The 24,110-nt window shown below is 34.0% G+C and carries 24 protein-coding genes and 1 tRNA gene; 16 read left to right on the top strand and 9 right to left on the bottom strand.

The window, feature by feature from the left end; genetic code table 11:
• Position 1: 1 nt before the first annotated feature.
• Genes ACYQZV_RS04125 through ACYQZV_RS04115 form a run of 3 tightly spaced genes read right to left on the bottom strand, consistent with a single transcriptional unit; the run spans position 2 to position 4,471 of the window.
• The gene (locus ACYQZV_RS04125; protein ID WP_459893492.1) at positions 2-979 is read right to left on the bottom strand and encodes a hypothetical protein; all 978 of its coding nucleotides are present in this window, start codon (positions 977-979) and stop codon (positions 2-4) included.
• Positions 980-1,366, bottom strand: a complete 387-nt coding sequence (queF, locus tag ACYQZV_RS04120) for a preQ(1) synthase (protein WP_459893490.1) — start codon at positions 1,364-1,366, stop codon at positions 980-982. It abuts the gene before it with no gap.
• Between the two features lie 36 nt (positions 1,367-1,402).
• On the bottom strand, positions 1,403-4,471 hold the full coding sequence (locus ACYQZV_RS04115; RefSeq protein WP_459893488.1) for an EAL domain-containing protein: 3,069 nt from the start codon (positions 4,469-4,471) through the stop codon (positions 1,403-1,405).
• A 114-nt stretch (positions 4,472-4,585) separates the two neighbouring features.
• On the opposite strand from ACYQZV_RS04115, the gene ACYQZV_RS04110 reads away from it, so the two are divergent.
• The 16 genes from ACYQZV_RS04110 to ACYQZV_RS04035 all read left to right on the top strand — a co-directional run bounded on the left by ACYQZV_RS04110 (position 4,586) and on the right by ACYQZV_RS04035 (position 18,339).
• The gene (locus tag ACYQZV_RS04110) at positions 4,586-6,346 is read left to right on the top strand and encodes an ABC transporter substrate-binding protein (protein ID WP_459893486.1); all 1,761 of its coding nucleotides are present in this window, start codon (positions 4,586-4,588) and stop codon (positions 6,344-6,346) included.
• A 41-nt stretch (positions 6,347-6,387) separates the two neighbouring features.
• Entirely contained in the window at positions 6,388-6,816 is a 429-nt protein-coding gene (locus tag ACYQZV_RS04105) for a F0F1 ATP synthase subunit B (RefSeq protein WP_459893484.1), read from the top strand.
• A gap of 3 nt (positions 6,817-6,819) precedes the next feature.
• Entirely contained in the window at positions 6,820-7,302 is a 483-nt protein-coding gene (locus tag ACYQZV_RS04100) for an ATP synthase subunit B family protein (RefSeq protein WP_459893482.1), read from the top strand.
• Positions 7,299-7,847 carry an ATP synthase F1 subunit delta gene (atpH, locus tag ACYQZV_RS04095; protein WP_459893480.1) on the top strand — a complete coding sequence of 183 codons (549 nt, stop codon included), beginning with the start codon at positions 7,299-7,301 and terminating at the stop codon, positions 7,845-7,847. Before ACYQZV_RS04100 ends, atpH begins: the two co-directional genes overlap by 4 nt.
• Positions 7,848-7,952: 105 nt before the next feature.
• Complete coding sequence (gene atpA, locus ACYQZV_RS04090; protein WP_459893617.1) at positions 7,953-9,464, top strand: F0F1 ATP synthase subunit alpha; 1,512 nt, start codon at positions 7,953-7,955, stop codon at positions 9,462-9,464.
• Positions 9,465-9,595: 131 nt separating this feature from the next.
• Positions 9,596-9,772 carry a hypothetical protein gene (locus ACYQZV_RS04085; protein WP_459893478.1) on the top strand — a complete coding sequence of 59 codons (177 nt, stop codon included), beginning with the start codon at positions 9,596-9,598 and terminating at the stop codon, positions 9,770-9,772.
• Between the two features lie 18 nt (positions 9,773-9,790).
• Positions 9,791-9,863 (top strand) — tRNA-Ala (locus tag ACYQZV_RS04080).
• Between the two features lie 56 nt (positions 9,864-9,919).
• The gene (gene infB / locus ACYQZV_RS04075; RefSeq protein WP_459893476.1) at positions 9,920-12,466 is read left to right on the top strand and encodes a translation initiation factor IF-2; all 2,547 of its coding nucleotides are present in this window, start codon (positions 9,920-9,922) and stop codon (positions 12,464-12,466) included.
• A gap of 131 nt (positions 12,467-12,597) precedes the next feature.
• Positions 12,598-13,788: a sensor histidine kinase gene (locus ACYQZV_RS04070; RefSeq protein ID WP_459893474.1), complete on the top strand. Its 1,191-nt coding sequence runs from the start codon at positions 12,598-12,600 to the stop codon at positions 13,786-13,788.
• A gap of 13 nt (positions 13,789-13,801) precedes the next feature.
• Complete coding sequence (locus ACYQZV_RS04065; protein ID WP_459893472.1) at positions 13,802-14,587, top strand: LpxI family protein; 786 nt, start codon at positions 13,802-13,804, stop codon at positions 14,585-14,587.
• Positions 14,580-14,873, top strand: a complete 294-nt coding sequence (locus tag ACYQZV_RS04060; RefSeq protein WP_459893470.1) for a hypothetical protein — start codon at positions 14,580-14,582, stop codon at positions 14,871-14,873. Before ACYQZV_RS04065 ends, ACYQZV_RS04060 begins: the two co-directional genes overlap by 8 nt.
• Positions 14,870-15,901, top strand: coding sequence for an alanine racemase (gene alr / locus ACYQZV_RS04055; RefSeq protein ID WP_459893468.1), 1,032 nt, complete (start codon positions 14,870-14,872; stop codon positions 15,899-15,901). Before ACYQZV_RS04060 ends, alr begins: the two co-directional genes overlap by 4 nt.
• 68 nt (positions 15,902-15,969) lie before the next feature.
• Positions 15,970-16,404, top strand: coding sequence for a 50S ribosomal protein L13 (gene rplM, locus ACYQZV_RS04050; RefSeq protein WP_459893466.1), 435 nt, complete (start codon positions 15,970-15,972; stop codon positions 16,402-16,404).
• An 11-nt stretch (positions 16,405-16,415) separates the two neighbouring features.
• Positions 16,416-16,853: a 30S ribosomal protein S9 gene (gene rpsI, locus ACYQZV_RS04045; RefSeq protein ID WP_459893464.1), complete on the top strand. Its 438-nt coding sequence runs from the start codon at positions 16,416-16,418 to the stop codon at positions 16,851-16,853.
• Positions 16,838-17,842, top strand: a complete 1,005-nt coding sequence (gene argC / locus ACYQZV_RS04040; protein ID WP_459893462.1) for an N-acetyl-gamma-glutamyl-phosphate reductase — start codon at positions 16,838-16,840, stop codon at positions 17,840-17,842. Before rpsI ends, argC begins: the two co-directional genes overlap by 16 nt.
• Positions 17,839-18,339, top strand: a complete 501-nt coding sequence (locus ACYQZV_RS04035) for a DUF4416 family protein (protein ID WP_459893460.1) — start codon at positions 17,839-17,841, stop codon at positions 18,337-18,339. Before argC ends, ACYQZV_RS04035 begins: the two co-directional genes overlap by 4 nt.
• Here the strand turns inward: ACYQZV_RS04035 and ACYQZV_RS04030 are convergent.
• The 6 genes from ACYQZV_RS04030 to bioB are packed head-to-tail and all read right to left on the bottom strand — an operon-like array spanning position 18,332 to position 24,087.
• Positions 18,332-20,029, bottom strand: a complete 1,698-nt coding sequence (locus ACYQZV_RS04030) for an ABC transporter ATP-binding protein (RefSeq protein WP_459893458.1) — start codon at positions 20,027-20,029, stop codon at positions 18,332-18,334. The genes ACYQZV_RS04035 and ACYQZV_RS04030 overlap by 8 nt on opposite strands.
• A complete protein-coding gene (argF, locus tag ACYQZV_RS04025) occupies positions 20,001-20,939 on the bottom strand; it encodes an ornithine carbamoyltransferase (RefSeq protein ID WP_459893456.1) in 939 nt (312 codons plus the stop codon). Before argF ends, ACYQZV_RS04030 begins: the two co-directional genes overlap by 29 nt.
• Positions 20,940-20,964: 25 nt before the next feature.
• Positions 20,965-22,257, bottom strand: a complete 1,293-nt coding sequence (gene rseP / locus ACYQZV_RS04020) for an RIP metalloprotease RseP (RefSeq protein WP_459893454.1) — start codon at positions 22,255-22,257, stop codon at positions 20,965-20,967.
• Complete coding sequence (locus tag ACYQZV_RS04015) at positions 22,257-22,655, bottom strand: secondary thiamine-phosphate synthase enzyme YjbQ (protein WP_459893452.1); 399 nt, start codon at positions 22,653-22,655, stop codon at positions 22,257-22,259. Before ACYQZV_RS04015 ends, rseP begins: the two co-directional genes overlap by 1 nt.
• 17 nt (positions 22,656-22,672) lie before the next feature.
• On the bottom strand, positions 22,673-23,101 hold the full coding sequence (locus ACYQZV_RS04010; protein WP_459893450.1) for a nucleoside deaminase: 429 nt from the start codon (positions 23,099-23,101) through the stop codon (positions 22,673-22,675).
• Positions 23,092-24,087, bottom strand: a complete 996-nt coding sequence (bioB, locus tag ACYQZV_RS04005) for a biotin synthase BioB (RefSeq protein ID WP_459893448.1) — start codon at positions 24,085-24,087, stop codon at positions 23,092-23,094. The genes ACYQZV_RS04010 and bioB overlap by 10 nt, the downstream gene beginning before the upstream one ends.
• Between the last annotated feature and the right edge of the window lie 23 nt (positions 24,088-24,110).

Here is a 24,110-nt window from a genome sequence, read left to right as displayed (position 1 = left end):
TCTATCTTTCCAAAGCCCATGTTTGCGTTATCTCTTCTAAATTTGACGGTAAAGCTCTTGAGAAGGTTATATTTTTTAAAGAGTTTACCTCTGGTGTGTTTACTTCTGATTTTACAACGAGGATATTGTTTTGGTTTACATTAGACTTATAAAAGAGTTCATACACTTTTGCATCCGGTGGTAGGTTTTCGTAAGCTTTTAGTAGAAGTTTTGAAACTTTAAAGTTATCTTTTGGAACTATCAGAGCTTTAGTTTGTTCTTTTATGTCTACTATGGGTGTATTTGGAAAAGCTTTTTCAAATACCTCTTCCTCTTTTTGTTTTACCATGTTTATTTGGTGGTTTATTGAAAAATCAAAGATCATATAGCTTAAAAATATGCTAAAGCTCAAAACCCCTATATTTATTAGTTCTTTTTTTATTTTTTTTGTAGATACAATGTCGTTATTATAAAATTTGTCCTGGATTTTTTTCAGAGCCCCGCCAAAAGCCAAGAGCTCTCCTTTTTTGATATACAACATAGGTAGTATTTTTAGATTTTTTGTGTTTATATCTTCTGTATCAAAAAGTATATCCCCTTCTATCGTGTTTAACTTGGTAATTAGCTCCTCTTTGTTAAAAAATACTTCGTAATATGTAAGCTTTTTATCACTTATTTGACAAAGTATATAAGATGTGTCATCTTTAAACACCACATAAAGATTGTCGTATTGCATCGTATCTAAAGCTCTCAAAAGCGCAAACACCCATATATCTTCTGTCTCAAAATCAACTTTATCTTTGGTGAGGATTTTATATCCTAATATCTCCATCGAGCTTTCTATATTTGCAGCGTCTTGGTTTAATATTATCAAAGCATCTTTTGGTGGTAAAACTTTTATTACATAGTCTGAATTTTCTTGTTTCTCTTTTATTTCAAATGACCCTTTTGTTTTTTGCAGTATTACAGATTTGTCTAAATATATACCTTTTACGAGCATTTAATCATATTTCTTATCAGACCTTACTTTTATTACGGTATGAAGATTACCTCTTGGGTGAAAATCACCTATCACCTCTAAGAATTTTGGTTTTAAAAGCTCAAAAAGCTTATTGTATATAGTGTTGGTGGCGGCTTCATGTGATATATATTGATTTCTAAATGAATTTAACCATAGTTTTAAGGATTTTAGTTCTACTATATATTCATTTGGTATATACCTGATTTTTATAGTAGCATAATCTGGATAACCAGACCTAGGGCAAAGGCAGCTAAACTCTGGAAAAGACATCTCTATTATGTAGTCGTTTTCTTTAGCTGGGTTATCCCATGGTTCTAACAACGCTTTTTCTATCTCAATCTCACCGTATTTTTTTTCCTGCTGCATAGTGTGATAATATAATAATACATTTATAAGGCTTTGTCAATTATTGGCATTTGAAGCTTTTAAAAGTGACTCTATGTCTTCTTCTGGTAAGGGTTTTGATAGTAAAAAACCTTGGACGTAGTCTACTTCCATCTCTTTTAGCATATTGTATTGCTCTTTTGTTTCCACGCCTTCAGCTATGCTTTTTATCCCAAATTCTTTTGATATATCTACTATGGCTTTGACTAAAGCTTTTGATTTGCTATCTTGAAGCATATTTTTTACAAAAGTCATATCTATTTTTAGAATATCTGCATTTAACTCTTTTAAATAAGCCAAAGATGAATAACCTGTTCCAAAATCGTCTATGGATATATTTACATTTAACTCTTTGAGCTTTTTTATTGTAATTTTAGCTTTTTCTATATTGTTCATATAAATTCTTTCTGTAACTTCGATTACCAAAGGTGTTGCTAGATTTTTTGTATAATAATATATATCGTCTATGAAATTAGCTTTGTTAAAGGTTTTTGCAGATATATTTACACTTATAGGTATTTGCCATGTTTGAATTTTCTTGGAAACCTCTTTTAAGGCAAACTTTTCAAACAAGTCTAAATATGGAGAGCTTTCTAGAAAATCTATAAAATCTTTAGGATAATATATTGTGCCATCCTTGTCTTTAATTCTAACAAGAGCTTCCAAGCCCACTATCTTGCCAGTCTGCAAGTCAAAATAAGGTTGATAGTGAAATATGAAAAGGTCATTTTTTATAGCTTTTTCTACAAGAAAAATAGCTTTTGATATAGATGTTAGCTGTTTTTCAAAATCTTTGTTGAAGAATTTTGTTTCATCTTCATTTTCTTTCTTAGCGAGCTTAAGGGCTAGGCTTGCATTTTCTAATAAGGTCTCTATATCTTTTCCATCGTTTGGATACATGGCTAATACGCTGTGAAAATGGATTTTAAACATTTTGCCGTCTATGAAAATATCCTCTGCGATAATAGATTCTATACTTTTTATGGTGCTTATAAGCGTATTTCCTTCTATGTTTGTAAACAGTATAGAAAACTCATCCGCTCCAGTTCTAGCTAAAATATCCTCTTCTTTAATATAGTTTCTTATTCTATTGGTAAGCTCTTTTAATATCTTGTCTCCGATGTCTATCCCGTAAGCCTTGTTGTAATAAGAAAAGTTATCAATATCTATAAGCAATAAAGCTGCCGGATTTTTTGTGGTTGAAAGATATTCTGATGCTTTAAATATAAAGCTGTTTAAGTTATAAAGCCCTGTTACAATGTCGTAATATTTTATTCTTTCTAATTCTTGAGATAGGTTTTTTTCTGTAGTTATATCTTTACCTATCGATACGAATTTCTTTGTACCGTCTTTTAACTTTACAGGAATTATGGCTTGATCTAAATAGAAAATCTCTCCATTTTTCTTTCTGTTGATAAATATGCCCTCAAATCTTTCTCCTCTTAATATAGTACTCCATAGTTTTTTATAAAACTCTTTGTCTTGATATCCTGATTTAAACATTGAGGGTTTTTTACCTAAAACCTCTTCTTTATCATAACCCGCCAACTCTAAAGCATATTTGTTTATATATTCAATTTCTCCTTTATCGTTTGTCATAACAACCCATTCTTTGGAGTTTTCTATAGATAACTTTAATATTTTGTTCTCTTTAATATCTTCTAATTTTTCAATAGCATAGTTTATTTCTTTTTGTATTTCCTCAATTATGTACTTTGTTTCACCTTGGAAATACTCTGGTACTGGTGTGCATATTGTTATAATAGCTGCTATTTTACCATTCTTTTTTATAGGAATAGCTACCAGCGACTTTGAGTACTCTTTTGATTGTTTTATTAATATCTCTCCTTTGTTATAGGCTTCTAACGTAATCTCTGAATTTAATAGGATATCTTTTGTTTGGTTGTCTTTAATACCACAACTAAATGTTGTTGAAATTTTATTATCTTCGTTTACCTTGCTTATGTAAACTAGTTTTGCATAATCGCTTTCTACTAGCAAATTGCATATACTGTTGTACAATTCTTCTTCGGTATCTATATTTGTTGCTATGTGTATTATTTTTGATAAAATTATGTAAAGCTTCTTTATTTTAGCTTGTTCTGTCACATCTACAAAAAGTGATAATCCTTTAAAACCTTTGTCGTAATATACAGTTTGTTCTGTTGCGTCAAAATATCTATCGTTTATTTTTAGTTCCTTATAAGCTTTTTTAAAATAGCTTCCTTTCTCTCTTTTTTCTAAATCTTTTTTAACTTCACTTGATTTTTCTTTAAATATTTTTTCAATATTTATATTTTGATCTTCTAAAAGCTCTCTCATTAGTGGATTTTTATAGAGTATCTTGTCAGTATAGATGGCAAGTCCTATATCTTGAGAATTGATTATTGTACTTGCTATATCGAATAAACTTCTTATTTTGCTTATAGCTTTTATATCTATTTCAAATCTTAAACTCTTTAGAAAATCTTCTTCTGTTGTAAGCTCAAAATCTTCAAATTTTAAAAGTGCGCTTTTTAACCTATCGTACAGATGAGGCTTTACCATAAAAGAGTGAGTTAAATTGGTTTTTATTTCCTTTATTATCGGTACATCTTTGTTGTATAGTTCTTTTAAATATTGGTAGCTATCTTCATAGATTATTCCAAAATCTACTTCTTTATTTATAACGGCTTTGTATATGTCGTTTTGAGATTTTTCTAGTTTAAATTTTACATTCTCAAATTTTATATCATCTAAAGTTAGCATTGGTATTATGTAAAAAGAAGGTCTTAAAGCAGTTGCTATTGTATCGTTTTCTTTTATTTTATCTTTAAAACCTATTACTAAAAAGTTGTCTGTTTCTTTTTTTATTTTGCCAATAGGTTTATAGCCATTTTCATATAACTCAAAAGCTTTTTCCGCATAAGTGTATACTAAATCATTGTCTTCTTTGCTTATGCTTTCCATGTCTTCTTTGTAGGTTTTAAAACCTTCTAGGATTACGGCTTCATCTAAAATAGACGAAAGATTGTTGGCTATTTTCTGCCATTTTTCTAAGCCTTTCTGGAATTCAGTGTCGTGAGGGCAAATCTCAAACTTTATCATAACATTCCTATAACAATATCAACATATGCTTATATAAGTATATAACATTTCTTTCAATCTTCACATGATTATAAATATTTATTGTTTAAGATTGATGTTTAGTATAATGATCTTATGTATTTTGCTTTTAAGATATTTAAAAATCCTTATTTGAACGGTGCTTTGTTTATAATTTTGTGCTTTTTACCCTTCTACTTTTCTAAAAGCCCAAAAACTTATGAAAATATAAAAATAAAGAGAGTGGATATAAAAAACGCAAGAATAGAAAAGGGTAAAGAGACAAATATAATATATACCGTGCTCTCATCAGATCCAAAGACCCTAAATCCTGTGCTTGCTCAAGAGACTTCCTCTACGGATGTAATAGCTCCTCTTTTTAACGGTCTTACAAAGCTTGATTTAAAAAATATGAAAGTGAAACCAGAGCTAGCTTCTTCATGGAAGGTGTTGAGAGGTGGTAAAACCTATATAGTTTATCTTAGGAAACATCTAAGGTGGTCCGATGGCAAACCTTTGACCGCTTACGATGTGGTTTTCACTTACAACGACATATATTACAATCCCAGTATCCCAAACTCTGTAAAAGATACATTGTCTGTTGACGGTAAGCCCTTTAAGGTAAAAGCTCTAAACAAATACAAGCTAGAGTTTGACCTACCGCATAAGTTTGCGCCTTTTTTAGAGGCTATAAGTGCACCTATACTACCAAAACATATCTTAGAAAAAGCTGTAAAACAAAACACCTTTAGCATGTTTTGGAGCGTATCTCAAAACCCTTCTTTGATAGTAGGTTCTGGTCCTTACAAGCTTGTTAAATATGTAAAAGGCCAATATGTAGAATACGAAAGAAACCCTTATTATTATAAAAGTCAAAAAAACCTACCTTATATAAAACGTATCAAGGCTTTTATAATTCAAGATAAAAATATAGCCCTCATGCAGTTTTTGGAGGGGAATGTATCTTATGTGGGAATATCCCCGGAAGATTTGTCATACTTTGCTCTTAATAGACCAAAAACTCCGGTTATAGTTTATGATTTAGGAGATACCCCTACTACTACCTTCTTGACCTTCAATCAAAATCCTCATGCCGATATACCAAAATACAAACTAAGATGGTTTCAAAATAGGCTTTTTAGGGTGGCTATCTCTTATGCTATAGATAGGAAAGCCATAGCTTCTATGGTTTACAACAATATGGCGACTCCTCTTTATGGTCCTATAACCCCTGCCAACAGACCTTACTATAAAAAGGGCTTATTTAAGCATTATCCTTTTAATTTGTTAAAAGCCAGAAAACTACTTATAAAAGCCGGTTTTTACTATAAAAACCACAAACTTTACGATAAATATGGGCATAGAGTGGAATTTAGTCTTATAACAAACTCAGATGCCCAAGATAGAAAATACATAGGTGCCATAATAAAAGAGGATTTGGAAAAAATAGGTATAAAAATTATATTTCAACCAATAGACTTCAACTCTTTGGTATCTAAACTAACCACACCGCCTTACAAGTGGGAAAGTGTTTTAATAGGGCTAACTGGCTCTATAGATCCAAACAATGGTAAGAATGTATGGTATTCAAGCGGTTCTTTACATATATGGCATCCTTTGGAGAAAAAGCCAACAACTGTTTGGGAGCGTGAGCTTGATATTTTATTTGATGAGGGAGCAAAAACTACAGACGTAAAAAAGCGTATAGATATTTACAGGGCTGCTTTTTCTCTTATACAGTATTATCAACCCATGATATTTATAGTAACTCCTAAAAGCCTAATATCTTCGAAAGACTATATGAGAAACTTTTATCCTACGGTATGGGGCTTTTATAAAAAAGACTACATGTATAGCGAAAATCTTTTGGCAAAATAAATTTGGCTTATGATATAATAATACTTCAATGGAGGCATGCTATGAGCATAGGTGTAATACCTAACGATACTCTATTTGTGGAGATAGTCCTTTTTTTGATTTTTGTGTTTATAGTAAACTACGTTGTGTTAAAACCCTATCTTGGTATAGCTAAAGAACGGGAAGATCAAGCCAACAAGACTTTAGAAGAGGCAAAGGCTTTGGCAAAAGAACGCGAGCTGCTTTTAAAAGAGGCTCAGGAGATATTGGAAAAAGCTAAAAAAGAAGCAGAGCAAATCTTGGAAGAGGCGATTAAGAAGGCCAACGAAGAAAAGCAAAGGATACTAAAAGAGGCTGAAGAAAAAGCAGAGCTCGAATATAAAACCCAAATAGAAAAGATAAAAGAAGAGTTGGAAGAGCAAAAAAAGGTTTTGGAAGCTTCGCTGGATTCACTGGTGGAATCTTTAGTAGAAAAGGTGATAAAGGGGTAGTCTATGTCTAATTACGTATTTGAAAATCTATGGAAGGCTGTAAATGTAATATTGTTTTTTGTTATAGTCTATAAGTTTGCAGGTAAACAGCTAAAAGATATGTTTGAGAAAGCTTATAAGTCTTTAATAGCTCAAGTGGAAGAACCACTTGCCAAACTCCTTTCAAATAGGGAAGCGGTTTCTTTGGCAAAACAAGAAGTTGCACAAGCTAAAGCAAAATATGAAAAAGCTCTTGAAAATCAGAGAATGCTTGCCAAAGAGCAATATGATGAAATTATAGCTCACGCAAAGTTAGTGGCTCAAAATATAGAAAAGATGGGTAAAGAGATGGTAGAAGTAGAGGCAAATAGGCTAAAGTCTCAACTCATATCTGGACTTAGCTCTTCGTTGATATCAAAAGCTGAAGATAAGCTAAAAGATGTTTTTAAAGATGAAAAGGTTGAAATATCTTATATAAAGTCAAGGCTTGAGAGGTTAGGCCAATGAATGTGAATAAAGATTTGGCTAGAAAACTTGCTAAAAAGATAATATCTTCAGTACCAAAAGACAAAGAGTCTCTTGGTGCGGTATCAGATTTTTTAGGGCTTTTAGCATTACTATATAGGAAAGAGCCAAGATTTAGAGACTTCGTTTTATCTCCTTTTGTACCAAATCAAGGTAAAAAAGCGTTTATTAAAAGCCTTATACAAAAAGGTCAAATACCAAAAGAGATAGAGTTTTTTGTGGATGAGCTAATAGACTTAAACCTTCTTAGAATAGTTGCTGAGATAAAAAGACTTTTTGATTACGAAGCGGAGAAGATACTCTCAGTGTATAAGGGCAAGCTTATTTTTGCCAAAGAGCCTACAAAAGAGCTAATAGATGAGGTAATAAAAAGAGTTGAGAAGGTTTTGAATAGAAAGATAGAAGCTGATGTAGCTGTTGATGATACATTAATAGGTGGGTTTGAACTGAGGCTTTCGGGGTTGGTGCTTGATACCTCTGTAAGAACTGTTTTGCAAAATTTGTCCAATAAGGTTAAAAGCTTGTAAAATTGGTGTGAGGGTAAAAGCCGCCAGCTGGGATGACCTTCACGCTAGAAAGAAGGCGGGGTATAAATACCAGCATCAAGGGTATCCTTGGTAAAAGGGTGTGAGATTATGGTACTTGCTTACGATGACGCTTTGGAGATTTTGAAATCTCAGCTTCAAAGTTTTGAAACAGATATAAAGATGGAAGAAGTTGGAGTAGTCTACGCAGTGGGTGATGGTGTTGCAAGAGCATATGGTCTGGACAACGTTATGGCTAACGAGCTTTTAGAGTTTGACAGCGGTGAGGCTGGTCTTGCTTTCAACCTTGAAGAAGATAACGTAGGCATTATTATATTGGGTTCAGAATCTGGTATAAAAGAAGGAAGCATAGTAAAGCGTACTGGTAGAATATTGGATGCTCCAGTGGGCGAAGAGCTTGTGGGTAGGGTTATAGACCCGCTTGGTAACCCTTTGGACGGTAAAGGTCCTATAAACGCCAAACACAGAAGCCCTGTGGAAAAGATAGCGCCTGGTATAGTAAAAAGAAAATCTGTTCATGAGCCGCTACAGACCGGTATTAAAGCTATAGATGCTATGATACCAATAGGCAGAGGACAAAGAGAGCTTATAATAGGAGACAGAGCCACTGGTAAAACCACCGTTGCCATAGATACCATACTAAATCAAAGAGATACGGATGTTTATTGTATATATGTAGCTATAGGTCAAAAGAAGTCTACCACTGCTCGCATTATAGAGCTTCTTGAAAGAGAAGGAGCGATGAAATACACCACAGTAGTAGTGGCTTCTGCTACAGACCCAGCTCCTTTACAATACTTGGCGCCATTTACAGGTTGTACGATAGGGGAATACTTTAGGGATAACGGTAAACACGCTCTCATAGTATACGACGACCTTTCAAAGCATGCAGAGGCTTATAGACAGTTATCTTTGCTAGTGAGACGTCCCCCTGGTAGAGAAGCTTATCCTGGTGATGTATTTTATCTTCACTCAAGGCTTCTTGAAAGAGCCGCTAAGTTGAGCGATGAATTAGGCGCAGGTTCTTTAACAGCCTTGCCTATTATAGAGACAAAAGCTGGGGACGTGTCTGCTTACATACCTACAAACGTTATATCTATTACAGACGGGCAAATTTACCTTGAGCCAGACCTCTTTAACAAAGGTATAAGACCTGCTATAAACGTTGGTCTTTCTGTATCAAGGGTTGGTGGTAGCGCTCAGATAAAAGCTATGAAACAAGTGGCTGGTACTTTGAGGTTGGACTTGGCTCAGTTTAGAGAGTTGGAAGCTTTTATGCAGTTTGCTTCTGATTTGGACAAAGCTACTCAAGATACCATAAATAGAGGTCTAAGACTTGTGGAGCTTTTAAAACAAGGCCCCTATAGTCCAATACCTGTAGAAAAGCAGGTTATAGCTATATACGCTGGTACAAATGGCTATCTCGATGATATACCGGTATCTTCTGTAAGAAAATTTGAGATGGAGCTTTATGGATTTCTAGATGCCAACTTCAAAGATTTACTAGATGAATTAAAAACTAAAAAAGCCATAGATGACTCTGTGAAGGCGAAGCTTAAGACAGCGCTGGATAAGTTCAAATCAAACTTTATTCCATAATAAATTTATTAGCCCCTTTTTGGGGCTTTTCATATTGACAACCGTTTTAAATGATTTTTCTCATCTAATCATTGCAAAATCCTAGACTTGTTATATATATACTTATACCAATTTTAAAAAGGAGGTTGTTTATGGCTTACGAGCATCTCATAGGAACTCTTAAACAAGAAAGCAAAGCTCTTGTCTCTGAGGAAATAAAGAGACGTAAAACGCTTTTAGAAAAGTTAAGAAGCGATGTAAAAAATGATTTTGAAGATATATATAGAAAGGAAAAACAAAAACTTGAAAATAAACAAAAGTTGATGTAAAATATATTTGTTAGTTTAGGGGTCGTAGCTCAGTTGGGAGAGCGCCGATATGGCATGTCGGAGGTCACGGGTTCAAGTCCCGTCGACTCCATTTAACATATCTTATAAACTCTAATTATTTTAAAGGTTTTCAGGTATAATAATAGTATGTCAAAGAAAAAAAGTGGAATAAGATTAAAGGATTTCATAGAAGCCTATGGCTTAGAAGATAGGATAGACGATGTTAAAAACGTATTAAAAGAGTGGCGTAGTAAAAACATATCTCAGATTACTCAATATATAGAAGAGGAAGACAAAGATTTCTTATTGGAATATTACGAGCTTTCAGAGATAGTTATCCCAGAAGAAGAGCTTTCTAAAGTAGAAAAAGAGCCTATTAAACCTACTAAAAGCCAAAAAACTACTCCTAAAAAAGTTTCTAAACCTCAACCACCTCAAACTCACAAAAAGTCAGAAGTTGTTGCTAAAAAAGAAGAACCAAAAGAAGAAATTGAAAAACCTTCTGTAATCAAAGAGGAGACTTTACAAACAAATCAACAAGATTTAATACAAGAACTACCAAAGCAAGAATCGTTGTCTGAAAAAGTAGAGCCCACTATCACTGAACCTACAAGAGAAGTTTCACAAGAAACGATTAATGAAAAAAGCTCGTTAATGGAAGATATGGAGAAAGCCGAACCGCTTTATAAACCAGAAGAAGAACCTAAAGTCATTTCTGCTAGTGTAGAAGAGCCTTTTTCAAAACCACAGGCTAAAGAGAAAAAAACATTGAACGAAGCACCTGAAGAGGCTAAAGAGGAGCAAAAAAATAAAGCCGAGGCTTTAGAAAAGCAGATAAAAGAGGCTATTATTTCAAATTTTGATAAAAAGGAGAAATCCGCTTCCCAAAAGCCTAAAAAGGAAACGCCTAAACCTGTAGAGGAAAAGAAAGCTGAAGAAGAAATAAAGATAATTGAAATACCAGAGATTATATCGGTTAGAGATTTTTCTGAGCTTTTAGGAGTGAGTCCAAACCAAATCATAAAAGAACTATTCCAAGAAGGTATATTGGTGACTATAAATCAAAATATAGACCCCAATTTAGCTGTCAAAATAGCGGAAAAGTTTGGATACCTCGCCGAAGTTAAAAAACCTGAGATTACGATAGAAGAGGAAGAAGAGATAGAGGAAGATTCATCAAAGCTAAAACCGCGCCCCCCTGTTGTGGTAGTGATGGGTCACGTAGACCATGGTAAAACTACTCTTCTTGATACAATTAGGAAAACAAACGTAGCCGCCAAAGAAAAAGGTGGTATAACTCAACACATAGGGGCTTCGATGGTAAAAACCAAAGACGGTAGAATAATTACGTTTTTGGATACTCCAGGACACGAAGCGTTTACTAGCTTAAGGGCTAGAGGTGCTCAGGTAACAGATGTTGCCATCCTTGTGGTGGCAGCTGATGATGGGGTTATGCCTCAAACTATAGAAGCCATAAACCACGCTAAAGCTTTTAATGTGCCAATAGTTGTTGCAGTGAACAAAATAGATAAACCAGGAGCAGATCCTTCAAGAGTAAGAAGAGAACTGTCCGAAGTTGGCATAATACCAGAAGAGTGGGGCGGAGATACCGTTTTTGTAGATGTATCTGCTAAGACTGGCCAAGGCATTGACGATCTTTTAGAGATGGTTATGCTTGTGGCAGATATGCTTGATTTAAAAGCCAATCCAGATAAAAAGGCAAAAGGTACTATTATAGAATCTAAATTAGACAAACAAAAGGGTCCCGTCGCCACTGTGCTTATTACTGAAGGTACTCTAAAAGTTGGAGATATATTTGTAGTAGGTGCTACTTATGGTAGAGTAAGAGCTATGGTAGATAGTTTTGGTCATAGGCTAAAACAAGCTACACCATCTATGGCGGTTGAGATTATAGGCTTTGAAGAGGTACCAGAAGCTGGCGATATACTGAAAGTTGTAGATTCAGAAAAGCAAGCCAAAGAACTTGCTGAGATAAGAAAGTTGAAAAGAGAACAGGAAAAAAATAGAGATATTGGTATATCTTTGGATGATGTATTTAAAAAGATTAAAGAGGGCGAGGTTAAAGAGCTTAAGCTTATAGTAAAAGCAGACGCTATAGGCTCCTTGGAGGCCATTAAGAAATCTCTTTCGGATATAAAAACTTCGGAAGTAAGTGTAAAGGTGATTCATGAAGGGGTCGGTTCTATAACGGAAGGGGATGTTATGCTTGCCAAAGCCGCCAAAGCTATAATTCTCGGCTTTAACGTGAGACCAGATACCAAAGCAAAAGAAGCTTCCGAAAAGGAAAAAGTTGATATAAGAGTTTACGGTATTATATATGAGCTTTTAGACGATGTAAAAAAAGCCATAAGCGGTATGCTTTCTCCTGTTAAGAAAGAGGTTGTGCTTGGTCTGGCAGAAGTAAGAGCTACTTTTAAAGTAAAAGGGGCTGGTACCGTAGCTGGGTGCTATGTTTTAGATGGTAAAATAGTAAGAAATCAAAGGGCTAGACTTATAAGAAATGGTGTTGTGATATACGATGGGAAAATAGAGTCTTTGAAAAGGTTCAAAGAAGATGTGTCTGAAGTGGCTAGAGGTTATGAATGTGGTATAAAACTTGAGAATTACAACGATATAAAGGTAAAAGACGAAATAGAATGTTATGAGATAAAAGAAGAAAAGCAAACTATTTAATGTTATGGTTTAAAGATATATCTAGCTTTAGACTTAAGCTTATTACGCTTTTTAGCTTTTTAGTTATAATTAGCATGGGCTTTGTAGCTATAAGCACATCTTTTTTTCTCCATAAAATCCTGATAAATTATATGTATACTTATTTAAACAATCAAGCAAAACCAGTTATAGAGTTTTATTCTATCTATTCTAACGACCTTGCTAAAGAAGCCAAAGATATGATAGATGATATTACTTCTGAGAACATAACGGCTGTGGTACTTTCTTCCAATGGTAATCTTATAGATGTTGGTTCTTTTGAGGATTCCGAAAAGCCTATCGCTCTAAACAAAAGCATTTTGAATCAATTTTTGAAAAAACCGTTTGGTACTTTTGAAGAAAACGGTGAGGATTACGCTTATATAGTTAAAAAAACAAAAGATGTTTATTTTGTAGTAGTAGGAAGATTGAGGGAGATAAACAAAGTAATCAAAAGATTTGTTTATATATTAACAACTCTCACAATAGGCGTTGTGATATTTTCAGTGCTTAGCATATACGCTATTTTAAACAAGATATTGAAGCAGCTTGACGACATAACAAAGATATCTGAAGAAATATATGCTGGTAATATTGATGTTAATATACCAGATAGCAGTTCAAAGGATGAATTTGGTATTATGTTTAGGGCTTTTAAGAATATGGTAGAAAAATTAAACAACACCATAAAAATCCAAAAGGACTTCATAGCAGATGTATCCCATGAATTTAAAACACCTATAAGCTATATAAAAGCTCAAATAGAGTTTATCCTAACTGGAGTTTATCAGGAAGATGAGATATTTGAAGTACTAAAGAAAGTTTATAAACAAACTGATGTGCTTAGCAAGTTTACAGAGGACCTTCTGGCTTTAGCAAGACTAGAATCAAATATACCTATATCTAAAACAAATGTTGATATCGTATCGCTTCTTAATCAGCTTAAAGATGAGTTTTCCATTCAAAACAGAAATATAATGCTTGATGTGAAAAGCCAAGATGCATGGATAGCGGACCCACACTATCTTAAAATAGCTGTTAAAAACTTGCTTGAAAACGCTATAAAATATTCTGATAAAGATATTGTGCTGGGATATACGGGCGACTGTATCTATGTTAAGGATTTTGGCCCTGGTATACCAAAAGAAGATATTCCTTTCATATTTGAGCGTTTTTATAGGGTTTCTAAGGACAAAAGAGGGTTAGGACTTGGGCTTTCAATAGTAAAAGCTATAGCTCAAATACATAATTTTAGTTTAAAAGTGGAGGTAAAAGAGGGGACAACGTTCTATATATGTAAATGATATAATATTTAAAATGAAAATAGGCCTTATAGCTGGTGCTGGAGAGCTTCCAAATGTTTTTAGGAGAAACGCAAAGCAAAAGGGCAACGATATTTTCACGGTGGGGGCAAAAGATATAACTACCATAGAGGCTGATGTTTACCTTCCTATAGGTAAAGTTTCTAAGCTTGTAGAAATTTTGAAATCAAACAACGTAAAAGACATAGTAATTCTTGGAAAATTTGAGCATAAGTTGAGTTTAGACCCAAGACAGTACGATATAAAGGCTATTTCTATACTAGCATCATTAAAAGACAAAAAACCCTCTAGTATTATAAGAGCTTTTATGACTTTTATGGAAGAAGAAGGTTTTAGTTTTATAGACCCAAGGCCTTATCTTGAAGAGCTTATTATAGAAAAAGAGGGACTTTTAAACGATGTAGAGATAGACCCAGGTGTTTTGGAAGACGTAAAATTTGGCATCGATATAGCTAAAAAAATTGCTGATATGGATATAGGCCAAACGGTTGTAGTAAAACAAAAGGCTATAGTAGCAGTGGAAGCTATGGAAGGGACTGATAAAACTATTCTTAGAGCTTTTGAAATAGCTGGTAAAGATATTGTAATAATAAAATCCGCTAGGACACATCAAGATTTTAGGGTAGATGTACCAACGGTTGGCATAGATACTCTAAACGTTGCTAAAAATGCCAAAGCCAAGGCTATAGCTCTTCAAAAAGGGAAGATGTATTTAGTAGACAAAGAAAAGTTTTTAAAAACCGCAAACAAATTTAACATAAGCGTGTATGCCTATGAATAAAATTTTGATTGTTTTGTTTTTGAGTGCTGGATTGTCTTTTGCACTTGATAGGTGCGATGTTTACGGTGTTTTTCTGGAATCTTGCGCTTTGTTTGGTCAAAAACACAATTTTTCTTCTTGTGGCGATTTTGAAAACGAGCTTTCAAAGATTGTTAAGTCTAACGCTAAAAGCGCAAAACTTTTTATAGATGCTTGTGGTGTTGCTTGTAAAGGCGCTGTTATAAGTAAAGGGCTATCTGATGCTGGTATAGACGCTTTTGTAAAGATGTGTAAGATAGTAAAATGAGAATAGTTTTAGAGCTTTTGAAAGAAAATATAAAAACCAATGTAGAAAATATTTACAAAAAAGCTAAAAAACCTATAATAGCGGTGGTAAAAGCAAATGCCTACGGTATGGGAAGCGTTGAGGTTTCGAAGGTCCTTGATGATAGTCCTTATGTGAAATATTTTGCGGTGGCTTGTATAGAAGAGGCAATAGAGCTAAGAGAAGCAAGTGTTAAAAAACCTATACTTGTGTTAGGTGGTGTTCTTTATAAAGAGGATGTCAAAGCCCTTACTCATTATGATATAACACCCGTTATCTCAAGCGATCATCAATTTGAGATGATAAAAGATAAAAATATAGACTTTCATGTAAAAATTGATACTGGTATGGGAAGGCTTGGTCTTTTTGATTTAAAAGAGGATATAGCTTTTCATCCTAATCTAAAGGGTATACTTACCCATCTTGCTTCACCCTTGGATAAAGACTATAGCTTTTATCAAATAGATAAGTTTAAAGATATTCTTAAAAGCCTAAAGAGAAAAGATTTGGAAATCCATCTTCAAAGTTCAGCCGGACTTATGTATGAACTTGATTTTACAACATCTGTTAGAATAGGGCTTGCGTTGTATGGAGAAAAGCCTTATGATAGCTTTGAAGTGCCTATAAGACCAATATACAGGTTAAAAGCAAAAGTAATATCTTTAAAAGCTTTTAAAAAAGGAGCAAAGATATCCTACGGAGGGACTTACACCTTGCAAAAGGATGCCATAATAGGTGTGGTTTCTATGGGATATGCCGATGGTATTCCTAAACCCCTCGCCAATAAATGGTTTTTTGATTTCAACGGCAATAAACTACCGTTGGTAGGTGCTGTAACTATGGACATGACGATGTTTGAAGTACCAGATGGTATAGAAGTAAAAATAGGAGATTACGTAGATTTTGTGAACGAGCAAAACACCTTTTCTATGGCTTCTAAGATAGTAAAAACAATACCTTACGAACTCATGTGCAGGATTGGTAAAAGGGTAAAGAGGGTGGTGGTATAATACCTATTGACTTTTTATATAGTTATGCTATAATAATAGGCTATTAAGTTTTATAAAATGGAGGCAATATGGATACTGTGAAGACTATAAGGCCAAAACCTCAAGATATTAAAAGAGAGTATTGGATAATAGACGCTAAGGATATGGTGCTTGGAAGATTAGCTTCTAAATGCGCTAGCCTTTTAAGAGGTAAGCACAAGCCAATATATCAACCAGATGTGGACTGTGGGGATTTTGTTATAGTTATAAACTCAAAACTTGTAAAAACCACTGGCAACAAGCTAAGGGATAAGGTTTATCAATTTCACACCAACCATCCAGGGGGGTTAAAAGAAAAGTCTTTAGGATTTATGTTAGAAACAAATCCAAACCAAGTTATTATGTTGGCGGTGAAGAGGATGTTGCCTAAAAATAGGCTTGGTCATAGGATTTTGAAAAGATTGAAAGTTTATGAAACTGATAAGCATCCTCATGTAGCTCAAAATCCAAAACCTATCAAGTAAAGGAGTAAAATATGGCAATAGTAAGAAATTTTAAAGTCTTAGAAGACAACTCTTATCACGGTGTAGGTAAGAGAAAAGATAGTATAGCAAGAGTATGGCTTGTAAAAAATTCTTCTGGATTTATAGTAAAATCAAAAGACTCTCAGAAAGAAAACGATATGAGAGAATATCTTCAAAGGGATAGCTCTTTTGCTAAAGTTTTAATACCTCTTAACCTCACCAACACAAATGGCAAGTTTGGGGTCTACGCCATAGTAAACGGTGGTGGTTTATCTGCCCAAGCAGAGGCTATAATGTATGGTATAGCGAGAGCTTTGGTTTCTTATAATCCAAATTTTAGAACCACATTAAAACGGGCAGGGCTTCTTAAAGTGGACGCTCGCATTAAAGAACGTAAAAAATATGGTAAGATGGGTGCTCGTGCCAAATTTAGATGGAGCAAGAGATAATAAAAGTTGGTATAGCCGGGTTTACTGGCTATACTGGTTTTGAGCTTTTAAGGATATTATCAAAGCATCCAAAAGTAAAAATAACATCACTTTCTTCTACTACTCATTACGATAAATACCTATACGATGTTTTAGAATTTTCAAACATAGAAAATATAAAAATCACAAAAACCCTTGACAACGTGGACGTGGTTTTTTTAGCGCTTCCTCACGAAGCTTCTTTAGAGCAGGTGCCTTACTATTACTCAAAAAATATAAAGGTTATAGATCTATCTGGCGCTTTTAGGCTAAAAGATAAAAATATTTTTAAAGAGTATTACGATTTGGAATACAGGCCTGAACATGAGTCTATTCTTAAAGAGGTGGTTTACGGTCTACCGGAGCTTTTTAGAGAAGAGATTAAAAAAGCTAGCGTTGTATCAAATCCAGGTTGTTATCCAACGGCTGTTATATTAGGGGTTTTGCCTTTTGTCAAAAGGATATCTTACAAAAAACCTATAATTGTAAGTGCGGTTTCTGGGGTTTCTGGAGCAGGGGCTAAACTAAAACAAGAGTTTCACTTTCCTTATATGGAGCAAAACGCCTTTTATTACGCCATAGGAAAACATAGGCATACACCTGAGATGTCTTTGTACCTTGGATTGGATGTGCAATTTAGCCCTATGGTAATGCCTGCTTCAAGAGGCATGATTGCCAATATAAAACTTTTTGATGTAGAAGATATGGATTTTAAAACTCTTTATGAGGATTTTTATAAAGATGAGCCATTCGTAAAGATAGTAAATAAACCCCCTCATACCAAGTGGACGATAGGCACAAACATGTGCTATATATATGTATATTATCATAAAAGCTTAAAAACCCTTGAGATAATAAGTGCTATAGACAATCTAGGCAAAGGTGCTTCTTCTCAAGCGGTCCAAAATATGAACATTATGTTTGGTTTGGAAGAAACCATTGGTATAGATGAATTTCCTGTGATACCTTGAAAGCTCTGCCGATATTTGCCATTCTTTATAACAAAGATTATGAAAGCAATCTTAACCTTGTCATAAAAAATCTTGATTATTTTGGTGGCTTTTGCATATCAGAGCATTTTTATTTTGAGAATCTTCAAAGATATTACTCAAAAGAGATGGGGGGTCCTCTTTTTAAAGTCTATTTATACGGAAAAAACCTTTTTGAAGATACCGATATATTATGGTTAAAGCTAAAGACCATGGACATAGAAAAACATTTTAGTATAGACTCAAGAAGGACCATAAATATAGACCCCGGTTATATAAACAAACAGCATCTTGTTTTGGCTTCTTCTAAAGAAAGGGGCGCTAGAATTCACATAGGTAAAAATATCTTTTTAGAAATGGAATATATTTATATTTTCAAAGATTTTAAAACATTTTACTGGACTTACCAAGACTATAGGTATAATGATGTAAAAGCTTTTTTCAAGATGGCAAGGGATTATTATCTTAAGCTTATCTAGATTTCTTATAAAGAGCGTAAAAGTTTCCTTGTTTTTTTATAAGTTCTTCAAAGGTGCCCTCTTCTAATATCCTTCCGTCTTCTACATAAAGGATTTTGTTGCAGGCTGTGATATTTGAAAGCCTATGTGCTACTATAAGAATTGTTTTGTCTTTAAACACTTCAAATATATTTGATATTATCTCTTGTTCTGTGTGCACATCTAAAGCCGATGTTATCTCGTCCAAAAGAAGTATATCTGGATTTGTTAAAAATATTCTAGCTATTGCTATTCTTTGTCTTTCACCACCAGACACTGTATATCCATATTCTCCAAGGATTGTGTTTAACCCATTTTTTAGCTTTAATAAAAACTCTGCTTTAGCTAGTTTTAAGGCTTTTAGTATAAGCTCATCAGAGGCTTTAGGATTTGCTATTAGAAGGTTGTTTCTTGCAGTATCGTTGAATATAAAAACGTGCTGAGATGCGAAGGCTATTTTAGACCTTACAGATTTGTTGGTGATGTTTTCTAAAGGTGTGTCTTTTACGTATACATCGCCTTTGTAGCTTACAAGCTTTGGAAGTATATCAAGAAGCGTGGATTTGCCAGCTCCAGTGGGTCCTACTATACCTATTTTGTCCCCCGGATTTATGGTTAGATTTATATCTTTTAAGATTTCTTTTGAGTCTATCGTTACATACACGTTTTTCATATTTATAGGTACTAATAGAGAATCTATATCTGTAAAGCCATCTTTTTCTTTTGTTAGAGTTAGCATCTCTTGGACTCTTTTTACAAGTGGGATAGAAGAGCGCATATTCATAAAACCTTTTTGAGTTTCCATTATAGGCATTTGTATAAGCAAAAGTGCCGTTATGTAAGATATAAAGTTTCCAGCGGTTGTATAACCATGGACTATTCTATAGCCTCCATACAAAAGCACCAAACCAAACACTATATAACCTGTGGATTGGTTAAATATAGAGTTTGTTACTGTATAAAAAATAGTTTTCATACCGGCTTTAAATAGGTTTTTGTTGGCTTCTGTGAAACGATTCAAAAAGTTTTCTTCTGCTCCAAAGATTTTTATATTTTCTATGCCGCTTATTAGTTGTGTTACGTGCTGGTTTATAATGCCAAGCCTTTCTTGGTTTAGTTTTACATATTTGGCTTTTTTGCCACCGAAGTATTTTACAGAATAAGATATAACAGGAAAAGCAAATATGATAATAACTGTAAGATAGATATCTCTATAAATTAAAACTCCCAATAGCAACAGTACTGTTATAGGCTCTTTTATAAGAGATAGCATATAATCTATGAGTATATTTTTAACGGCGTTGATATCGTTGTTAAATCTGCTTATTATATCACCGCTTGGATGATTTATGAAAAAATCTACTTTTGAATACAGCAAAGCCTCAAACATCTTTTCTCTAAAATGCATAAGAAGTTTTTCAGATACCATGTTCATAAGAAAGTTTCTTAGAAAAAACCCGATTTGTATTGTAACGGCGGCTCCTGCAAAAAGATATAGTATCATGTAAAGTTTGTTGGCCTCTTTTAGGATAAATACATCGTCCATTATCCTTTTGACGAGATAAGTCATAAAAGATGTACCAAGACCCTCTAGTACAGAACCGAAAATTACAAGTCCTACTAAGGGCCAATAGTGTTTTAGATTAGATAGAAGCCATTTTATTTGTTCCATCAAACATCAAATACATGAGAGCTTTTTGGGTATGAAGTCTGTTTTCTGCCTGGTTAAAGATAAAGTCTGCATGCTTTTCAAATACATCTTTTGTAATCTCTTGTCCTTTCTTTGCTGGTAGGCAATGCATAATCTTTACATCTTTTTTAGCATAGGATAAAAGCTGTTCGTTTAGTTGATAGTCTTTCAATAAGTTTATTTTATGTTCTTTTGACCCATCGTCGTTCATTGAAATCCAAACGTCAGTGTATATTATGTCCTTATCTTCTACGGCTTTTTTAGGGTCTTCTTCTAATATAATCTTAGCTCCGGTTTGTTTTGCCACCTCTAAAGCTCTTTTTAAGTTTCCTTCGTCCGGTGTTAGTTCTTTCGGTGTGCATACTGTAAGGTTTAATCCAAATAGAGCAAAAGCTGATATTAAAGCGTTTGCCATGTTATTGCCATCGCCTATGTAAAGCACTTTTATATTTTTTGTGTTTTCTCTAAAAGCCTCAAATAGTGTAAAAATATCTGATAAAGCTTGACATGGATGTGTATAATCTGTAAGGGCGTTTATAACGGGAACATTTGAATATTTTGCAAACTCTGTAAGCCATTGATGAGAGCCAGTCCTTATTATTACACCATCTACATAACGAGACAATGTCCTGGCACTATCTGATGCATCTTCTCCTCTTGATACTTGAAGGCTTGATTCCTGTAAAAAAATAGGGTTGCCACCGAGCTCTCTTATACCTACTTCAAATGACACTCTAGTTCTGGTGGATGGTTTGCTGAAAAGAAGAGCTATGTTTAAGTTTTGTAGGCTTTTAGGATTGAAGTTGTTGTATTTAAAATCAAAAGATAAGTCCACAATGCGTTTAGCTTCTTCATAAGATATATCAAAAATATCCAAAAAATGCCCTTTCATATATCTATTATAACCTAAATTATAATTATACGCCGGTAAAGATTCTTATTATATCACTTAATATAGCTATCGCGGACAATGAAACCACAAAGGCTATGCCTACTTTTTGCCAGTATTCTTTGAACTTTTCAGATAATGGTTTTCTTATAATCCACTCTATCAAGAATAGTACAATAAGACCACCATCCAACATCGGTATTGGCAATATGTTTATGATAGCAAGCTGTAAAGATACGAAAGCCATAAATCCAAGAAACTCACCCAAACCACCTTCAGCAGCTTTGCCAGACATTTTGGCTATACTTATAGGACCGCTTAAGTTTAAAAAAGATGCATGCATTGTGACCAAAGCTTTAATTGAATCTATACTCAATATAGTTAAGTCTTTTATCTTTTTTAAAGCTTGGACCATTGCTTCGTTTATAGGGTATCTTTTTAAGATATATTTAGTTTCTGGATAAACACCTATATAATATTCTTTTAATTTGCTTGAATATTTAGGCACTAGGTATTTTACCAAAAGCGTGTTGTTTCTTTCTACTACAATAGTTACGGGATGTCCATCGTCTTTTTTCATGTACTCCGAAAGATTATACCAATTTTTTATGGGTAAACCGTTTATTGCTAAAATCTTATCTTTTGGCTTTAAACCTACTTGATAAGCTGGAGAATTTTTTATAGTACCACCCACTACAGCTGGAATATTGGGTAATATGCCTATAGAATCCTGATTTAATATTTTGCCAAGTTTTATGCTTGTAGTATATATATGACCATCTCTTTCAAAAACTACCTTGGAACTTTTTCCAATAGCTCTTATCTCGGCTACATACAAGTCTTTCCACGTTTTTATTGGTGTGTTATCTATTTTGATTATGGTGTCCCCTGGTCTTAAATCGGCTTTGTAAAAGGGCGATTTTTTCATTATATAGCCTACTTTTACTGGTTCGTCTAAGTAAGCTGGTTGATGTATGCCTATATAAAAAGACAAAGTAAAAGCTACAAAAGCTATTAGCAGGTTGAAAAATGGTCCTGCCGCTGCTATTAAAATCTTTTGCCAAGGGGCTTTTGAGGAGAAGGCTCTCTTGTCATGAATATCCTCTTCTTCACCGTATAGCTTTACATAACCTCCCATTGGTATATAGGCTATCTGGTACTCTGTTTCTCCTATTTTCTTCTTGAAAATAGGGGTCCCAAATCCTACAGAAAATACTTCTACTTTTACGCCAAAAAGCTTAGCTACTATAAAATGGCCAAACTCATGGAACACTATAAGTATACTTATTAATATCAAAAACGCCAACACTGTGTGTATCATCAAATCCTCGCCACCGACACAATTACTTCTCTTTCTCTTGGTCCATCAAACTCTGCTAAAAATACAGCTTCCCATCTTCCCAACATAAGCTTACCTTCTAATATAGGTATTATCCGTGAATTTCCTATGATAGAAGATTTAATATGAGCAGCTGCGTTGCCTTCGGTATGGGCATATCCGTTTGACCAGGGTACTAACTTTTCTAAAGTGTTTAATATATCTTTAACCACATCTGGGTCTGCTCCTTCATTTATAAATACTGCTGCTGTAGTATGAGGGACATACACTATGCAAAGACCATTATCAACAGAAGAGGCTTCTACTATGTCTCTTATCCTTTGGGTTATGTTTACCACCGAAGTGTGTTTTGCCGTTTTTACTTTGATTCTTTCTATCATAATTTTATTTTACCACACTAAAGTCTTTTGCTTTTAAAGAAATCTTTTAGCATATCTTCAAATATCTTATTCTTTTTATACTCCCATTTAACCTTAAAATCAAAATATTCCAATATGTTTACGTTGCTTACAACAGCTCCTTTTTTTTCATCTAAAGAAAAAAAATAAACCTTTTCTATCCTAGACAGTGCTATTGCATAAGCGCACATAGGACATGGCTCTAAACTTACGTATAAATTGTATCCATCAAGCCTTTTTGTGTTTAGCTTCTCCATAGCCTTTTCTAAGGCAAGCATCTCAGCATGTTCTATGCTTTTTGTGCCGTTAAAAGCATAAGATACTATTTCTTCATTTTTTGCAACTATCGCACTTACTGGAACTCTATCCAAACTTTTGGCTTCTTGGCAAAGTTCTATAAGCTTTTTCTCTATATACGCTATTTGCACACTTCTTCAGATTGAAGCCTTTCTAAAGACATATCTTCAAGCATTTTGTAGTCTTTTTTTATGTCTCTTCCCGCTCTTGTGAGATATCCACCTGCCATCAAAGCGTTTGCCATAAAAGCAGCCATGCCGTGAAAATCTCCAAGAGTTTGTTCTCTTCCACCGCAGAGCCTTAACTCAGCGCTTTTGTTTGTAAATCTAAACATCGCTATTATCTTCAAAGCATCTAAAGCTCTTATAGGTTTGTTGTGCTCTAAGGGCGTGTTTGGTATTGGCATTAGAAAATTTAATGGTATAGAATCTACTCCAAGCTCTTTGTAAACAAAAGCCAAATCCACTCTATCTTCATCGCTTTCTCCAAGACCAAATATAGCACCGCTACACGTTGAAAGACCAGCTTTTTGTACGTTTTTTATAGTTTCTAACCTTTCTTTCCATGTATGGGTAGATACTATGTTTGGGAAATAATTTTCTGATGTCTCAAGGTTGTGGTTTATGCGGGTTACCCCAGCTTCTTTTAGCTTTAAAAGGCTATCTAAGCCTATAGTACCAGCTGATACACATACGTTTATGGGTATATTTTGGGCTTTTATCTCTTTTACGGCTTCACAAAGCTTTTCTACTTCTTCAGAAGATGCCGCTTTTGCACTTAACACCATGCAGTATCTATTTGCGCCGTACTCTACACCTCTTAAAGCTCCTTCCACCAATTCTTCTTTATCTACTAGCTTATATATATTTATAGGGGTTTTGTAAAATTTTGATTGGGCACAAAATTTACAATCTTCTGAGCATGCGCCGCTTTTTGCGTTTATAATGGAACAAAACTCAAACTTTTTTGAGTCGAAAAACTCATCTTTTAGCTTAGAAGCCAAATATACTATAAGGGGTATGTATCTATCTTCGGCTTTTAATATAAATAAAGCCTCTTCTTTTGAAATCTCGTCGTTTTTGGATTTTTGATATATATCAAAAAAAATCTGTTCCATAGCAAACTCCTTTTAAAAGTTGT

This window comes from Hydrogenobaculum acidophilum (genome assembly GCF_054656715.1).
This window is presented reverse-complemented; position numbering and strand designations above follow the sequence as displayed.

What these genes read in the sequence shown, in the direction of transcription:
- ACYQZV_RS04060 (WP_459893470.1), top strand. Translation starts at nt 14,580, where the DNA reads ATGAATAAAATTTTGATTGTTTTGTTTTTGAGTGCTGGATTGTCTTTT.
- queF (WP_459893490.1), bottom strand. Translation starts at nt 1,366, where the DNA reads ATGCAGCAGGAAAAAAAATACGGTGAGATTGAGATAGAAAAAGCGTTG.
- rpsI (WP_459893464.1), top strand. Translation starts at nt 16,416, where the DNA reads ATGGCAATAGTAAGAAATTTTAAAGTCTTAGAAGACAACTCTTATCAC.
- argF (WP_459893456.1), bottom strand. Translation starts at nt 20,939, where the DNA reads ATGAAAGGGCATTTTTTGGATATTTTTGATATATCTTATGAAGAAGCT.
- ACYQZV_RS04085 (WP_459893478.1), top strand. Translation starts at nt 9,596, where the DNA reads ATGGCTTACGAGCATCTCATAGGAACTCTTAAACAAGAAAGCAAAGCT.
- ACYQZV_RS04110 (WP_459893486.1), top strand. Translation starts at nt 4,586, where the DNA reads ATGTATTTTGCTTTTAAGATATTTAAAAATCCTTATTTGAACGGTGCT.
- ACYQZV_RS04125 (WP_459893492.1), bottom strand. Translation starts at nt 979, where the DNA reads ATGCTCGTAAAAGGTATATATTTAGACAAATCTGTAATACTGCAAAAA.
- ACYQZV_RS04105 (WP_459893484.1), top strand. Translation starts at nt 6,388, where the DNA reads ATGAGCATAGGTGTAATACCTAACGATACTCTATTTGTGGAGATAGTC.
- argC (WP_459893462.1), top strand. Translation starts at nt 16,838, where the DNA reads ATGGAGCAAGAGATAATAAAAGTTGGTATAGCCGGGTTTACTGGCTAT.
- ACYQZV_RS04115 (WP_459893488.1), bottom strand. Translation starts at nt 4,471, where the DNA reads ATGATAAAGTTTGAGATTTGCCCTCACGACACTGAATTCCAGAAAGGC.
- ACYQZV_RS04030 (WP_459893458.1), bottom strand. Translation starts at nt 20,029, where the DNA reads ATGGAACAAATAAAATGGCTTCTATCTAATCTAAAACACTATTGGCCC.
- bioB (WP_459893448.1), bottom strand. Translation starts at nt 24,087, where the DNA reads ATGGAACAGATTTTTTTTGATATATATCAAAAATCCAAAAACGACGAG.
- ACYQZV_RS04015 (WP_459893452.1), bottom strand. Translation starts at nt 22,655, where the DNA reads ATGATAGAAAGAATCAAAGTAAAAACGGCAAAACACACTTCGGTGGTA.
- atpH (WP_459893480.1), top strand. Translation starts at nt 7,299, where the DNA reads ATGAATGTGAATAAAGATTTGGCTAGAAAACTTGCTAAAAAGATAATA.
- alr (WP_459893468.1), top strand. Translation starts at nt 14,870, where the DNA reads ATGAGAATAGTTTTAGAGCTTTTGAAAGAAAATATAAAAACCAATGTA.
- rseP (WP_459893454.1), bottom strand. Translation starts at nt 22,257, where the DNA reads ATGATACACACAGTGTTGGCGTTTTTGATATTAATAAGTATACTTATA.
- ACYQZV_RS04065 (WP_459893472.1), top strand. Translation starts at nt 13,802, where the DNA reads ATGAAAATAGGCCTTATAGCTGGTGCTGGAGAGCTTCCAAATGTTTTT.
- ACYQZV_RS04100 (WP_459893482.1), top strand. Translation starts at nt 6,820, where the DNA reads ATGTCTAATTACGTATTTGAAAATCTATGGAAGGCTGTAAATGTAATA.
- rplM (WP_459893466.1), top strand. Translation starts at nt 15,970, where the DNA reads ATGGATACTGTGAAGACTATAAGGCCAAAACCTCAAGATATTAAAAGA.
- ACYQZV_RS04070 (WP_459893474.1), top strand. Translation starts at nt 12,598, where the DNA reads ATGTATACTTATTTAAACAATCAAGCAAAACCAGTTATAGAGTTTTAT.
- infB (WP_459893476.1), top strand. Translation starts at nt 9,920, where the DNA reads ATGTCAAAGAAAAAAAGTGGAATAAGATTAAAGGATTTCATAGAAGCC.